The organism is Pedococcus sp. P3_C7, from assembly GCF_056402615.1.
Map to the genome: position 1 here is coordinate 142,601 of NZ_JBFUHC010000001.1, position 14,161 is coordinate 156,761.

General features: G+C 71.4%; 12 protein-coding genes. 6 read left to right on the top strand and 6 right to left on the bottom strand.

Annotated elements, in window-relative coordinates; translation table 11 throughout:
- Positions 1-13: 13 nt before the first annotated feature.
- A complete protein-coding gene (locus AC1DS4_RS00650) occupies positions 14-2,911 on the bottom strand; it encodes a helix-turn-helix transcriptional regulator (RefSeq protein WP_477645976.1) in 2,898 nt (965 codons plus the stop codon).
- Between the two features lie 155 nt (positions 2,912-3,066).
- Between AC1DS4_RS00650 and AC1DS4_RS00655 the strand changes: the two genes are divergently transcribed.
- From AC1DS4_RS00655 to rpsT, 5 genes are all read left to right on the top strand, one after another.
- Positions 3,067-3,297: a hypothetical protein gene (locus AC1DS4_RS00655; RefSeq protein WP_477612528.1), complete on the top strand. Its 231-nt coding sequence runs from the start codon at positions 3,067-3,069 to the stop codon at positions 3,295-3,297.
- 118 nt (positions 3,298-3,415) lie between these two features.
- Complete coding sequence (locus AC1DS4_RS00660; RefSeq protein WP_477612529.1) at positions 3,416-5,674, top strand: ATP-dependent DNA helicase; 2,259 nt, start codon at positions 3,416-3,418, stop codon at positions 5,672-5,674.
- A 15-nt stretch (positions 5,675-5,689) separates the two neighbouring features.
- On the top strand, positions 5,690-6,166 hold the full coding sequence (locus AC1DS4_RS00665; RefSeq protein ID WP_477612530.1) for an XdhC family protein: 477 nt from the start codon (positions 5,690-5,692) through the stop codon (positions 6,164-6,166).
- A gap of 31 nt (positions 6,167-6,197) precedes the next feature.
- Entirely contained in the window at positions 6,198-7,172 is a 975-nt protein-coding gene (holA, locus tag AC1DS4_RS00670) for a DNA polymerase III subunit delta (RefSeq protein ID WP_477612531.1), read from the top strand.
- A 222-nt stretch (positions 7,173-7,394) separates the two neighbouring features.
- Positions 7,395-7,655, top strand: coding sequence for a 30S ribosomal protein S20 (gene rpsT / locus AC1DS4_RS00675; protein ID WP_477612532.1), 261 nt, complete (start codon positions 7,395-7,397; stop codon positions 7,653-7,655).
- A 52-nt stretch (positions 7,656-7,707) separates the two neighbouring features.
- Here rpsT and AC1DS4_RS00680 read toward each other — a convergent pair whose 3' ends face one another.
- The 5 genes from AC1DS4_RS00680 to AC1DS4_RS00700 form a co-directional block, all read right to left on the bottom strand.
- The gene (locus AC1DS4_RS00680) at positions 7,708-8,292 is read right to left on the bottom strand and encodes a type II toxin-antitoxin system PemK/MazF family toxin (protein ID WP_477631953.1); all 585 of its coding nucleotides are present in this window, start codon (positions 8,290-8,292) and stop codon (positions 7,708-7,710) included.
- 20 nt (positions 8,293-8,312) lie between these two features.
- On the bottom strand, positions 8,313-10,283 hold the full coding sequence (locus AC1DS4_RS00685; RefSeq protein WP_477631954.1) for an HNH endonuclease signature motif containing protein: 1,971 nt from the start codon (positions 10,281-10,283) through the stop codon (positions 8,313-8,315).
- Positions 10,284-10,293: 10 nt separating this feature from the next.
- Complete coding sequence (locus tag AC1DS4_RS00690) at positions 10,294-10,776, bottom strand: type II toxin-antitoxin system PemK/MazF family toxin (protein WP_477631955.1); 483 nt, start codon at positions 10,774-10,776, stop codon at positions 10,294-10,296.
- Between the two features lie 64 nt (positions 10,777-10,840).
- Positions 10,841-11,818, bottom strand: a complete 978-nt coding sequence (locus AC1DS4_RS00695; protein WP_477631956.1) for a phosphotransferase family protein — start codon at positions 11,816-11,818, stop codon at positions 10,841-10,843.
- Positions 11,815-12,723: a M48 family metallopeptidase gene (locus tag AC1DS4_RS00700; protein WP_477612537.1), complete on the bottom strand. Its 909-nt coding sequence runs from the start codon at positions 12,721-12,723 to the stop codon at positions 11,815-11,817. Before AC1DS4_RS00700 ends, AC1DS4_RS00695 begins: the two co-directional genes overlap by 4 nt.
- A gap of 125 nt (positions 12,724-12,848) precedes the next feature.
- Here AC1DS4_RS00700 and AC1DS4_RS00705 point away from each other — a divergent pair, with 125 nt between their 5' ends.
- Complete coding sequence (locus AC1DS4_RS00705; RefSeq protein ID WP_477631957.1) at positions 12,849-14,114, top strand: MFS transporter; 1,266 nt, start codon at positions 12,849-12,851, stop codon at positions 14,112-14,114.
- The last annotated feature ends 47 nt before the right edge of the window (positions 14,115-14,161 follow it).

The window sequence follows — 14,161 nt, forward strand, 5'->3', positions numbered from 1 at the left end:
GTATGCCGGTGGCTTACGTGCGCGTGGCCCAGCGCGCGAGGTCGACGCGGTTGGCGCACCCCGTCTTGCTCAGCAGGTGGCTGACGTGCGAACTGACGGTCTTCTCGCTGACCACGAGGGACCTGGCGATCTCGCCGTAGGTGCGACCGGCCACGATGTGTCCGAGGATCTCCGTCTCGCGCGCCGTGAGGCCGACCTGGCGTGCGTCCCCGGTGGCTGGACCGCTGGTGACCGGGTCGGCGAGGCGGACGTGGGTGCCCCGGGCCAGCGCCTCGAGCTCCGCGATGATGGGCTGCGCGCCCAGCGTCCGGGCCAGGGCGTACGAGCGGCGCAGCGCGTCGACACCGTCGTCGCGACTGCCATGGCTTGCGAGCAACAGCGATCCCGCCTGCCGCCACAGCGAGTAGCACTCCTCCCAGGGCAGCAGCTGGTGAAGGGCGTTCGACGCCTGCTCCCACAGGAAGGGCTCGTCAGCGGCCTGACGGGCGCGGGCAACCTCCGCGTGGTACATCGCCCCGAGACCGGCCAGCTGCCGCTCGTAGAAGCGACTCATCCCGCCCATCTCGGCGAGGGTCTCCGGGAACCTGGCTGTGAGTGCATCGAGCTCGGCAAGGAGACCCGCAGGGTCGGAACCGGTGTCGCGCTCCTGCTGCACCAGGTCGGCGAGAGCCCGTGCGGCGAGGGGTAGCAGCCACTCACACATGGTGGCGGGTGCCCCCTGGTTCATCGCGCTCGTCAAGGCCGCATCGAGCGCGGCGCGGAGGTGCCCGCCCGAGAGCAGCACCATGGCTCGGACGGCGTCGAACTCGAAGGCCAGGAAGGTCGACGTCTCGGCGAACAGCTCGTCCGCGCGGGCCAGGTGACCCTCTGCCTCGTGCGTCTGGCCCTGGATTGCTGCCATCCAGGCGGCGCTCAGGCGGGTCTGGACGTCGGCGAGCGTTCCCGGTGTGGACCCCAGGGCCATCCGGAGCAGCTGTGAGCAGGCCTCCAGGTTGCCGGCGTGGAGTTGGCCGAAAGCCTCGTTGCACGCCAGCCACGCCATCACCGGGTGCGGCATCCCCAGGTCGGCGAGCTCGGCCCGGCGCCGACCGACCATGGCAATCCACTCGGGGCTGATCGGTCCCTCGACGGAGTTCGCCTCCCACAGCGTCGCGTGCACGAACGCAAACCCGTCCCGGGCCTCGACGGCCGCCTGGACGGCGTCGCGTCCCAGCCGCTGCCCGTCGTCCGGACGATCTTCGTGCACCGCCAGCATGGCGTTGGCTGTCAGGGCATAGGTCAGCGCGCGGGGGTTGCCGCAGGCTCGGGCACGCTCCAGCGCAGCCGTGGCGAGCTGAGGGGAGGAGGCGTCGTCCTGCCACAGAGCGGCGTGCGCCAGCTCGGCGAGGGCGAGCGCGTGCTGCCATGACTCGGGCTCGTGTCCCGCGAGCTCGACGGCCCGTCGCATCTCGGCGGGGTCGAGGAAGCCGCGGCCGGTCATGAACCGCAGGTGCTGTCGGCGCACCAGGAGCTCGGCCACGGCGAGCGGTTCCTGTCCCTCGTCGAGCCTGCTCAGCAGGGCCTCGACCGCGTGGAGCTCCTCCTCGAAGTCACCGACGGACTCGGCCGCCAGACGCAGCCGCTCCCACAGGGCGGTAGCCGGTTGCGGGGCACTGCCGTCGAGCTGCTCACTGACCTCGAGGGCGCGCCGCAGCAGCCTCACCTGCATGGTCGTGGCGCCCAGGTCCTGGGCCAGCTCGGCCGCGCGGAGCCCCACGGCGTACGACTCGCTGGCATGACCTGCCTGGCGGTGGTGGTCGGCGATGAGGCTGAGGGTCTCGAGGGTCGACTCGTCCGCCGACACTGCGCCGGCCACAGCCGAGGCAAGATCCTGCTCGAGGGCCCCGGCAAAGGCGGCATGGAGGTGTTCGCGTTCCAACCGGCCAAGACTGCCCGCCAAGGCCTCTGCCTGGAGGGGGTGGTGGAACCAGTAACCGCCTCTCCCGTCGGCTTCGAGAAGGTTGCCGTCCACGCAGTCGCGCAGTGCGGAGCGCAGGTCGGTCACGCCGGCCAGGGCGGCCACGCGGTCCAGTGCACCGTCGCCCGCGACCCGGCCCTGGACGGCGAGAACCCGGGCGAGCTCGCGAGCCGGGGTGTCCAGCCGGTGCCAGGCACGCAGGACCGCTGAGGAGAGGTCCTCCGGGAGGCTGGGCCCGAGCGCAGACGCGGTGGGGGAGAGGCCCTGGACGAGCAGTCGGTTCAGGTAGGAGTTGCCTCCAGTGCGGCGGTACACCTCTCGCACGAGGGTGTCGTGCGGCACCTCACCCAGCACACCCGTGAGCTGGGCGCGGGTCTCCTCGAGGTCGAGCGGTCCGAGGGACATCTCGACGAACCCCGGGAGGCGCCGCACGTCGGCCAACCAGCGCTGCAGCGGATGGCCGGGACCCGCCTCCCCGCGGCGCACCGTCACCAGCAAGGCCAGGCGGCGGGTGGTCAGCCCGGCCAGCACCCACATCAGCACGTCGAGCGTGGCGGGATCGGCCCACTGCAGGTCGTCGACCACGAGGGCGACCGGACCCTGGGTGCAGCGGTCCTCGAGCCACCGGTCGAACTCCTCAGCGGCCTCGACACCGGCAGCACGCCGCAGGGCGGGTCGCTGCTCGGCAGGGAGCCCACCCACCGCTGCGCGCAGCGGCAGGAGGGGAACGCTCATCGAGGACAGCGGCAGGCAGGCGCCGGTGAGGACGAGGAAGTCCCGGGCCAGCGCGCAGGCCTGCTGCGCCAGCCTGGTCTTGCCGACCCCCGCTTCGCCCAGAACGAGCACGGCACGCCCGTGGCCCGCCCGTGCCGATGCCAGGGCCGCGGSGAGCTCGTCGAGCTCGCCGGAGCGGCCGACGAAGCCGTCGCTCGAGAGCGGGTCCGCAGGGGGCACGTCCCCAGTGTGTTCCTGTGCCCGTCGGGCCGACACCCGTTATTTGAGGGGTTTCGGCGGTGCTTCTGAGGGGGTGCACCCGATGTGGGTCAGGGCCTCCCGGCCGGACCGTGGAGGGGTCAGCACCACACACCTCTCAGCACCAGGAGCACACCGTGAACACCATCCAGCAGACCCGGCGGATTCTCCCCATGATCACCGCCACAGCACTCCTCGTCGCACTGGGCACGCTCCCGGCCGCCGCCCGCCAGGACGCCGGCCCCGCGCCTCTGGAGCCGACGGTCACCTACTTCTGCGCCATCCAGCGCGTGGACAGCCAGTTCGTCGGGTGCGACAACCTGACGGGCAACGGGGTTCCGGCACCCGCCTGGGTGGACGAGAGGTGACCTGACCCGGAACCGACCACTGTGACCCCSGCGCCCGCGGCGCCGGGGTCACGGCTGTCAGCTGCGAGGGGTGGGGACAGGCGACGGATCGAGCCGGCGCACGGCATACGCTGACCCAATGGCCAGTCTCGACGACCTCCTGCACGCCGCCGTCCAGGGAGTCGGTGGGGTCGAGCGTCCTGGCCAGGTCGAGATGGCGCACGCCGTCGAGGACGCCGTGGCCAGGGACGAGCACCTCCTCGTGCAGGCGGGCACCGGCACGGGCAAGTCGCTCGCCTACCTCATCCCGGCCGTCATGCATGCCCAGAAGACCGGCAAGCCCGCTGTCGTCGCCACCGCGACGCTCGCGCTGCAGGCGCAGATCGTCGACCGCGACATGCCGCGGCTGGCCGAGTCCATCGCACCCCTGCTCGGGAAGCGACCCACCTACGGGCTGGTCAAGGGCCGTCGCAACTACCTGTGCGCCCACAAGCTCGAGGGTGGCTTCCCTGACGACGAGGAAGGGCTGTTCGAGGTCGCCGAGGTCGACCGCGCGGCCTCGCGCCTGGGCCAGGAAGTGGTGCGGCTGCGCGAGTGGGCCGACACCACCGAGTCCGGCGACCGCGACGAGCTGGTGCCCGGGGTGAGTGAGCGGGCGTGGCGACAGGTCTCGGTCAGCGCCCACGAGTGCATGGGCAGCAAGTGCCCGGCGTTCGCCGACTGCTTCGTCGAGCGCTCGCGCGACGCGGCCAAGGACTGCGACGTCATCGTCACCAACCACTCGTTCATGGCGATCGACTCCTTCGAAGGGCGCCAGATGCTGCCCGAGCACGACCTGCTCATCGTGGACGAGGCGCACGAGCTGGTCGACCGGGTCACGTCCACGATCACCGACGAGATCACGCCCTCGATGGTCGCGGCCGCGGCCAAGCGAGCCGCACGCCTCGCCGAGTCCACCGACGCCGTCGACGACGCCTCGGTCTTCCTCCAGGGGGTCCTCGACCAGCTCCCCGAAGGCAAGCTGAACGGCATACCCGACTCGCTGTCGCTCGCGCTCGCGAGGGTGAGGGACACGACGAGGCAGGTGCAGTCCGAGCTCAAGCCGGAGAAGGGCGTCGAGCCGGACGGTGCCCGCAAGGTGGCGCAGGCCGCCATCGACGAGATGTTCGAGAACTCATCGCGCGTCCTCGAGCAGCGCGACCTCGACGTCGTGTGGGTGAGTCGCGACCAGCGACGCGGCTCGGTGTTGCGTGTGGCGCCCATGAGTGTGGCGATGCTGTTGCGCGACAAGGTTTTTGGCGACCGCACTGTCGTGATGACGTCGGCGACGCTCGAGCTGGGCGGGACGTTCGACGCCGTTGCCGGCACGATGGGCCTGCGGGGCGAGGGCGCGCCGGAATGGCGCGGACTCGATGTCGGCAGCCCCTTCGACTACCCCCAGCAGGCGATTGCCTATGTGGCGCAACACCTTCCTGCACCGGGACGCGACGGCCTGAGCGAGCAGACGCTCGACGAGATCGAGGCGCTGGTCAGGGCGGCCGGTGGGCGGACCCTCGGCCTGTTCTCCTCGATGCGCGCGGCCAAGGAGGCCACCGAGGCGATGCGGGAGAGGTTCGACGGCGACATCGGCTTCCTGTGCCAGGGCGAGGACCAGATCACGACCCTCGTGCGACAGTTCGCACGAGACCCGCAGACCTGCCTGTTCGGCACCCTTACCCTCTGGCAGGGCGTCGACGTGCCCGGCTCGGCCTGCCAGCTCGTCATCATCGACCGCATCCCTTTCCCGCGCCCCGACGACCCCCTCTCGTCGGCGCGTTCACAGGCCATCGCCCGGATGGGGGGCAACGGCTTCATGGCCGTGTCGGCGACCCACGCCGCGCTACGCCTCTCGCAGGGGGCGGGGCGCCTCATCCGCCGCGCCGACGACCGTGGCGTCGTCGCCTTCCTGGACTCCCGCATGATGACTGCTCGGTATGCCGGGTTCCTCCAGCGTTCGCTGCCTCCGTTCTGGCCGACCACCGACCGCGAGCGGGTGTTGGCGGCGCTGAGGCGGCTCGACGAGACGGCGGCGCCTCCGGTGCAGGTGCACGAGCCGGCCCTCCGCGGCATCACCGGCGCGCTGGTCGGCCCGTCCATGGGGGCCACGGGGGAGGACGTGGCGGAGCATCCTCGACCGGTGGCCGACTCGCCGCCACCCGCAGAGTCGACGCGCACCGCGGTGACCGGCGGCCACGCCTGGACGGCCGAGTCCGACGAGGAGCTGCGCGACGGGATCGAGCTCGGGTTGTCCGTCGACGAGCTCGCCGAGAGCCTGGAGCTGCCCGCCGATGTCGTCGCATCCCGCCTCAAGGGCCTCGGCCTGGAGGCTTCCGGAGCCGCCACCCTCGCCTTCGAGTAGGGCGATACTGACGGGATGGCGGATTCCTGCACCCTGCACATCGTCGGAGCCGGGCCCGTGGCCGAGGCACTCGTCGCCCTCGCCACCCCGCTCGGCTGGTCGGTGACCCTGTCGAGCGACGATCCCTCCGTCCCCGAGGGAGTGGACGCGCTCGTCGTGACGAGCCATCACGACGACGTGGACGGCCCCGCCATCGCGGCGGGTCTGGGGGCCGGCACCGCATACATCGGGGGCATGGGTTCGCGCCGGACGCAGGAGCGGCGGCGCGGCTGGTTGCTGGACCACGGCGTGACGCCTGACGAGCTCGCCACGGTGCATGCGCCCATCGGGCTCGACATCGGGGCCAACGCACCGGGGGAGATTGCGGTGGCGATCCTGGCCGAGGTGATCGCTGTCCGCGCGGGACGCAGTGGTGGGGGCTCGGTGAGCGACCGTGAGGGTCCGGTCCACCCGGGGCTCCCCGCGGGTGAGGCCTACTGTCCGGGCGGCTGAGGCTGTCCCCGGCGCATGGGAGGCTGTCCCCGTGACCGCCACCGCGACGCGCACCGTGCCCCCTCTCGTCCTCATCAGCGGACCCGAGGCCGTCATCGCCGACCGTGCGCTCAGCACCACCCTCGACGAGCTCCGGGCCTCTGCTCCCGAGCTCGAGGTCATCCGGTTGGCCGCCGAGACCTACGAGGCGGGCGCGCTCGGCATGCATGCCAGCCCGTCGCTGTTCGGGGGCGAGAAGTGCATCGTCGTCCAGGACCTCGACGAGGCGCCGGACGAGCTCCAGGAAGACCTGCTCGCCTTCCTCGCCGCCCCCGACGCCGAGGTGACCCTGGTGGTCACCCACAAGTCGGGGCAGCGTGGCAAGAAGGTCCTGGACCTCCTCAAGAAGTCGCAGGCGCGCGTGCTCGAGGCTCCTGCCATCAAGACCGACCGTGACAAGACCGACTTCGCCATGCACGAGTTCCGTCGGGCGGGGCGCCGCGTCACCCCCGATGCCGTGCGCGCACTGATCGAGGCCATCGGCAAGGACGTGCGCGAGCTCGCCTCCGCGTGCCAGCAGCTCGTCGCCGACACCACCGGCACCATCGACGAGGACCTGGTCGCCAGGTACCACGGAGGCAAGGTCGAGGCGACCGGCTTCAAGGTGGCCGACGCCGCTGTCGCGGGCAACGCCGGCGAGGCGCTCCGGCTGCTGCGCCACGCCATCGCCACGGGGGTCGACCCGGTGCCGATCGTGGCCGTGCTCGCCCAACAGCTGCGCCAGCTCGTCAAGGTGGGCGCAGCTGGTCGTGGGCGATCGGCGGATGTGGCGCGCGACCTCGGCATGGCCCCGTGGCAGGTGGACAAGGCCCGGCGCGGGTTGTCCGGGTGGGGGCCCGAGGGGCTCGCCGACGCGATCCAGGCAGTCGCAAACGCCGACTTCGAGGTCAAGGGCGGTGGCCGCGACCCGGTCTACGCCGTCGAACGCGCCGTCCTCACGATCACGCAGGCCCGCAGCGGCCGGTGAGCACCCAGGCGCGACCTGACCGCGTCGGGAGCACGCGGCATACCCACGTTTTGGGGGAGTGGGCTCCTCGCTGGTAGATTTGCCCCTCGCGTGCGCGCATGGTCGTGCGCGCATGCAGCACCATCCAGAGCCTCTCAACCACAGGCGCCCCACCAGCCTGGTCCCGAGAGACTTCTGCCGCCCTCTAACGGCAACCACCGACCAACCAAGAGAGACACACCTGTGGCAAACATCAAGTCCCAGCTCAAGCGGATCAAGACGAACCGCACGGCGACCGAGCGCAACAAGGCCGTCAAGAGCGAGCTCAAGACCTGGATCCGCAAGTTCCAGGCAGCCGTCGACTCCGGCGACGCCTCTGCGGCGAATGACGCTCTCGCGACCGCGAGCAAGAAGCTCGACAAGGCCGCGAGCAAGGGTGTCATCCACGCCAACCAGGCCGCCAACAAGAAGTCGGCCATGGCGAAGAAGGCCGCCTCGCTCTGACGCGAGTCGCCTTCCACGGCACACCTCACGAAGGGCCGGTCACCTACGGGGGTCAGCTCGCGGCGCGGACGGCCGCCGCGACCTGGTCGAACCGGTCGCGGTCGAGCACCGCGCCCTCGCGTCGCACAGCGGAGGAGTCCACGCGCAGGATGCGATCCACCCGGACCTCGCTGGGACGGCCCTGGCGGTCCCAGTCGCCCGAGCCGATGTCCTGCCAGTACCGACCATGTCGGGCTTCCTGCTCGTGGTCACGGTCGTGGTCCTTGCTGGTCAGCATGAGAGCCAGCAGCCACGCGCCGTCGCGACCGATGACCAGCACCGGTCGGTCCTTGCCCTGGCGGTGGTCCTCCTCGTAGGGCACCCAGGTCCAGACGATCTCGCCCGGGTCGGGCTCGCCGTCAGGCTTGGGGGCGTAGTCGAGGGTCGGCGTGCCGGTGAAGTCGCCGGGATAGCCGGTGGCTGCTCGTTGATGCGCGGCACTGGCCGGGGAAGTCGTGGTGCCTCGCGCGGGACGCTGTGTGTCGCGGGTCGACATGGCCGCGTCGCGGGTCGGCGTGGCCGCGTCGCGGGCGGATGTTGATGCTCGTCGCCAGAGACGGGCCAGGCGTGATCGCAGGGAGGCCGGTTCCGATGCCATGGGCATCACGCTATCCCGGCTCAGAACGGTGGGTCGTCTCCCAGACTCGCCGGTCGGCGCAACGTCCGACCCGGGCAGCCGCGCGCGTAGGCGCGGTCGAGGGTGAAGCGGACCCGTCCAGTGGTCAGCTGGGTGGCGAGCCCCTCGGCACGGTCGGGCACGACCCGCCGCCTGTTGCGGTGGCGTTCGGCCCGGCTCAGCTCGTGGGCGAGTTCTTCCTCCCACACCGACCAGAGCACTCCGGGCGCGTCGACCGGCCCCACGGCCTCGGCTTCGACTCTGGCATGCGGGTGCCTTTGCGGCCGGCGTTCTGGGTGCTGGAGTTCTGGGTGCAGGCGTTCTGGGTGCTCTGGTTCCGGTGGCGTGGGTTCTCGTTGCTCGGGCCCTCGTCGCTCGGGCCCTCCGACTCCCTTGAGCAGGGTGACTCGCGCCGGTGGCTCGCCGTCGAGGCGTTGCAGGAAGTCGGTGGGGAGGGTCGAGCGCACTCTGCCGGTCGGGTCGGTCCAGGTGACGGTGGCGTTGGGCTCGATGCGGACCCGCCATCGGACGGTCTGCTTGATGCGGTGGTGTCGGCGGCACAGGCACATCAGGTTGGCCGCATCGGTCGGCCCCAGTGGCCAGGGTCGGACGTGGTCGAGGTCGCAGAAGCGGGCGTTCACCGTGCACCCGGGGAAGCGGCACTGCCCATCCCGGGCTCTGACCAGGTCGACCAGCGCCGATGGTGGACGGTAGGCCTTGGACTCGATGACACGCTGTCGACCAGTCCTGTCGGGGTCGGTGGCCGCGGCCAACAGGGCGCCGGTCTTGGCGTCGCAGGCGACCACCTCGTGGCGCACGGTCGGTGCGATGCCTGCAGCGCCGTCGCTCGATGTGTCGCTCGTGGTGTCGCTCGTGGTGTGGCTCGTGGTGTCGAGATGGGAGTCAGCAGCGTCTCCGAGGGTGTCGAGCCACGACCTCAGCACCTGGGTGGTGCCCGGCATCCCCAACCCAGCCACCGTCACCAGCGTGTCGGCGTCACGTGCACCTGCTGCGCTCCCGGCAACTGCCTCCACCGCCGGTCCTGCCTCGGTCGGCACCGTCTTGCCGCGGGGCTCCGCCATCTGCCTGATCGTGGTGGGCGCCGTGTCGCCAACGGACTCGTGAGGCGTCACCGTGCGCCGGTCGGGCGCGGTCAGCTGGTCCGGCGCGGCGAGCTGGTCGGCGGGGACGGCGAGCTGCACGACGAACGTGCCGGTGGCGCGGGAATGGATCAGGTCCATCAACGCATCCGCGCGGGCCTGCTCCACCCCTGTCGCCCTGCCGCCGCGGACGTACTCGCGCGCCAGCCCGTCTACCACCGCCCACCCGCTGCGCGACATCTCGGCCGGGAAGCTGCCCATCCAGGTGTCCACCCCGGGCTCGTCCCCGGGCCAGCGGCGCAGGCTCCGCTCGGACCGCGCCCGGGACGCCTTGGCCCGCATCAGGTCCGGGTCCACCGCCCCCAGGACGCGGCGCACCCGCCGCCGCAGCGCCGCCGCCGGCTCCGAACCGAGGCCGTCGGCGATCCGCGCGACCACCAGGGCACAGGTCTCGGGTGCAGCGTCCCGCAGCTCCTCACCCACGACCCGGGCGCGGTACTCGTCGAGGCGGCCTTCACCCATGGCCGCGAACACCCCCGGCACCCGGGTCACCAGGTCCACGGCCGCGCCGAGGCGGCTGCCGGCGACTGCGTCGCTGACCCCCAGCTGGTCACTGACCAGGGCCGGCGCGTCCAAGCGCTCGTGCCCCAACCCGCGGTGCTGCTCCACCATCGTCCCGTCCTCCAGGACCACGTCCTCGATCGCCGCCACGTGCGCCATCGCCAGCATCTGCAGCGCCGCAGCCTGGTTGATCACCGACTGGCACTCACCCACCAGGTCCACCAGCTCACCCAAGGACCGGTCACGCCCATCCGCGCGCAACCGGGCCAGCTCCCCTTGGAGCTCGCTGGAAGTCACGGACGCATCGAACATGCGTTCGACTCTATCGGGACCCTCCGACAGCGCGAATCGCCTCGGCGACCAGGGCGAAGCGTGCCGCGTCGATGGCTGCGCCCTCGCGCCGGATGCCGCTGGGTTTCACGCGGATGATCCGGTCCACCTTCACCTCACTGGGCCGCCGTTGCCGGTCCCAGGCACCCACGCCGATGCTCACGCGGTTCGGCGCCGCACGCCGGTTTCGCTCTGAGTCGCCGCGCAGCTTGGTGGTCAGCATGACGCCGAGCAGCCAGCGCCCGTCCCGCCCGATCAGCAGGACGGGACGGTCCTTGCCCTCGCGGTGGTTGTCCTCGAACGGCACCCAGGTCCACACGATCTCACCCGGATCCGGCCTCCCATCGGCGACGGGGGAGTACTCCATCGCGGGGGTGCCGACGAAGTCTCCCGGGTAGGCGCCGGTGACCCATCGCCACAGTCGCCCGAGCCACCCCTGGTTGGTCATGGCCGTGGTCTGCGTCGAGTTCCCCATCGGCCCGAGGGTACTGACGATCGCCCGACACCACGGCTGGTTCGGCCAGGTCCGAAGGCGCCGGTCAGGACCAGCCTCGGCGCGCTCCCAGCAGGGCGAGAAAGGTTCGCGCCATCTGACGTTGGTGGTCGCGGACGGCGCTGAGCGAGCCGGGGAACGTCGGCTTCACGCACGCGTCGACCATGTAGCCCACGATGACCGCGAGGAAGGCATCGACGGCCTCCGGGTCGACATCGTCGAGAAGCGGCGACCGCTGGACCATCCAGTCGACGTCGAGACCGTGGTGCGCCATCAACGGCAGGAGCCCGACGAAGTCGCACCACGCGGGCCCACGCGCGACCCAGTTCCAGTCGAGCAGACGCGCCCGGCCCTCCGGGGTGATGAGCATGTTGTCCGGCCTCAGGTCGCTGTGCACCAAGCGATCTCCGACGAGGGCCTCGCTGGCCAGCCGTCCGAGGCCGGCCACCTCGGCCGCTCGCTCGGATGGCAGTGGCGGTATGCCGTCCGGCCACGACCGCGCGCCGTTCGCCAGGTCGTCCAGGCACGCCAACGACGCGGCGTCGCCGCCGACGTCGAGCGCCAGGGAGGCGTCGGTCAGCCCGGCAACGACCGAAGGGTCCATCTGGGCGAGCTCGATGCACGCGGCGTGCGCCGCCTCGGCATCGCGCTGGGTCCACGGCGTCCCGGGCATGTCACCGTCGATGGCTTCGAGGACGACCAGTTCCCAGTCCCCGGTCGAAGTAGCCCCTACCAGCTGCGGCGCGGTCACCCGGCCCGCGAGGAGCCGCAGGATGCGCGCCTCGCGCGGAATGGCCTGCAGGGCGAAGGGCGCCGAGGGCCCGGCAGCCTTGGCAAAGACTCGGCGACCGTCGCGCAGGCCCAGCAACCCGGCATACGCGCCGGTGAAACCCGTGGTCACTGGTGGGGGGGCGACCTCGACCGGCGACCCGGCCACGGTCGCGATGCCGTCGCGCACCTCCGGTGGCAGCGCTGCGAAGGCCGGTCGCACGGAGGTGTGCCGGTAGTCGACCTCATCGGTCACGGGCGGTCCTTGGGCCTCCACAGCAGCCGGCCCGGACGGCGGCGGTCGCGCAGGGCGTGGGAGCGCCAGACCAGGACCGGGTGCGACGCCAACGCGTTGACCACCCAGACGAAGAAGCCCTTCTCCGTGGTGGCCCGGTCGGCCAGCGCGTTCACGTCGACCGTGCGGTTGAGGTACTTGCCGGCGGCGAGCGTCGCCATCGCCCCGGCGCTGCCGTGGGGGACGAGGGAGTACCCGAAGTTGTCGGCGGTGTACTCCTGGCTGCGGCTCAGCGTCGACCCGACGAACGGGATCCACTGTGCCCCGCTGATGGCCAGGATCCGCCAGTAGCTCGTGTGGCCCGCGGCGATGTGCCCCACCTCGTGCCCGATGATGAACCGCAGCGCGTCCGGGTTCCGTGCCTGCCCGCCGATCTCGAACAGGTCGCTGTACACGAAGATGAACCGGCGGTACCCGTGCCCGGAGGCGGCGGCGTTGATCATGCCGTTGCCCAGGACGACGTACGCGTCGGGCACCTTCGGCAGACCGTAGTGCGCGCAGGCGTCGAGCAGCATCTGGTGTGCCTCGGGGTACTGCGTCGGCGAGATCTTCACGCCGGACAGGCGCAGGCTCGCGTAGAGCTGGCCACGCAGGAAGTAGATGAGCAGCGGTGCCGCCAGGAAGAACACGGCATAGGGATCGGGCTCCCGACGGTCGATGATGGCCGAGGCCACCTCGTAGCCCGACACGGCCCACACGAGCAGCGACCCGAGGATCACGACCACCAGGCAGAGGTTCTCGAGGGGGTGTCGCAGGTGGGACCGCACGTGCTGGCGGTACCCGGGTGGGGCAGGGGGGAGCAGCGGCGCCTCGCCGGCGGGCTGCGGTGCCCCTGGCGGGTGGGCGTACCGGATCTGTTCGGCCATGGTCCCCTCGATGCTGTGTCGGTCGCTCCGATGCTATGTCTCGACGGCTGGGCGATCCGCACCCAACCCGCCACAGGGGCGCACCATGGAGGAATGACCGGCCGACCTGCTGTCGTTGCACTCCCGTGACCGACGCCACCCTCTCCGCGCAGACAGAGCTCGACGAGCCCACGGTCCGCCCCGCGCACGTGAACCTCGCCCTGCTGGCGCTGGCCGTCGGTGGGTTCGCCATCGGTACCACCGAGTTCGTGACGATGGGGTTGCTCCCCGAGGTGGCGGCCGGGGTCGATGTCGACATCCCGACGGCTGGCCACATCGTGTCTGCCTATGCCGCGGGCGTGGTCGTGGGCGCACCGGTCCTGGCGACCCTGGGCACGAAGATGCCCCGCAAGCAGCTGCTGCTCTGGCTGATGGGGGCCTTCGCCGTGGCGAACGTGCTGTCCGCCTTCGCGAGCAGCTACGGGCTGCTCATGGCGGCGCGGTTCCTGTCGGGACTGCCGCACGGCGCGTACTTCGGGGTCGGGTCGCTGGTCGCGGCGTCGATGGTGCCAGCCCACCGTCGCACCTGGGCGGTGTCGATGATGATCACGGGACTCACGGTGGCCAACATCGTCGGTGTGCCCGTCACGACACGGATCGGCCAGAGCTATGGCTGGCAGTGGCCGTATGCCGCGGTGGGAGTGATCGCCCTGGTCACCGTCCTCGCGGTGTGGCGCTGGGTGCCGTTCTGCCCGCCCGACGGCGGGGTGAGCATGCGTTCGGAGCTGTCTGCCCTGAAGCGGCCACAGGTGTGGCTGGCGCTGGGGATCGGCACCGTCGGCTTCGGCGGCATGTTCTCCACGTTCTCCTACATCTCACCGACGATGACCGAGCTCGGCGGCTTCGGCCGCGCGACCATCCCGCTGATCCTCGCGCTCTACGGCGTGGGCATGACGGTCGGAGCGCTCCTCTCGGGTCCGGTGTCCCGCCTCGGCCTGCTCCGGGGGATCACCGTCCTCCTGGTGGCGATCGCCGTCATGCTGTTCCTGTTCGGCCCGGCCGTTCAGGCGGCGAAGTGGTCCGGCCTGATCGCCGTCTTCGTGCTCGGGCTGCTGCCCAGCATCCTCGTCCCGATGCTGCAGACCCGGCTGATGGACGTCGCCCACGAGGGCCAGGCCCTCGCGGCCGCCCTCAACCACTCGACCCTCAACATCGCCAATGCCCTCGGCGCCTGGCTCGGGTCGATCGTCCTCTCGGCGGGTCTGGGCTACGAATGGCCGTCCAGGGTCGGCGGCATGCTGGCCGTGGCCGGGATCGGCATCGCCCTGTGGTCGGCCCTCCTGCAGCGATCGACCAACCGGCGCCAGTCGAGCCAGGCGGCGAGGACAGGGGCGCCGGCAGCCACGAGCTGACGGCGCGTCACCGGCATACCCCGTTGCATGGGAGGATGGGCCGTTCC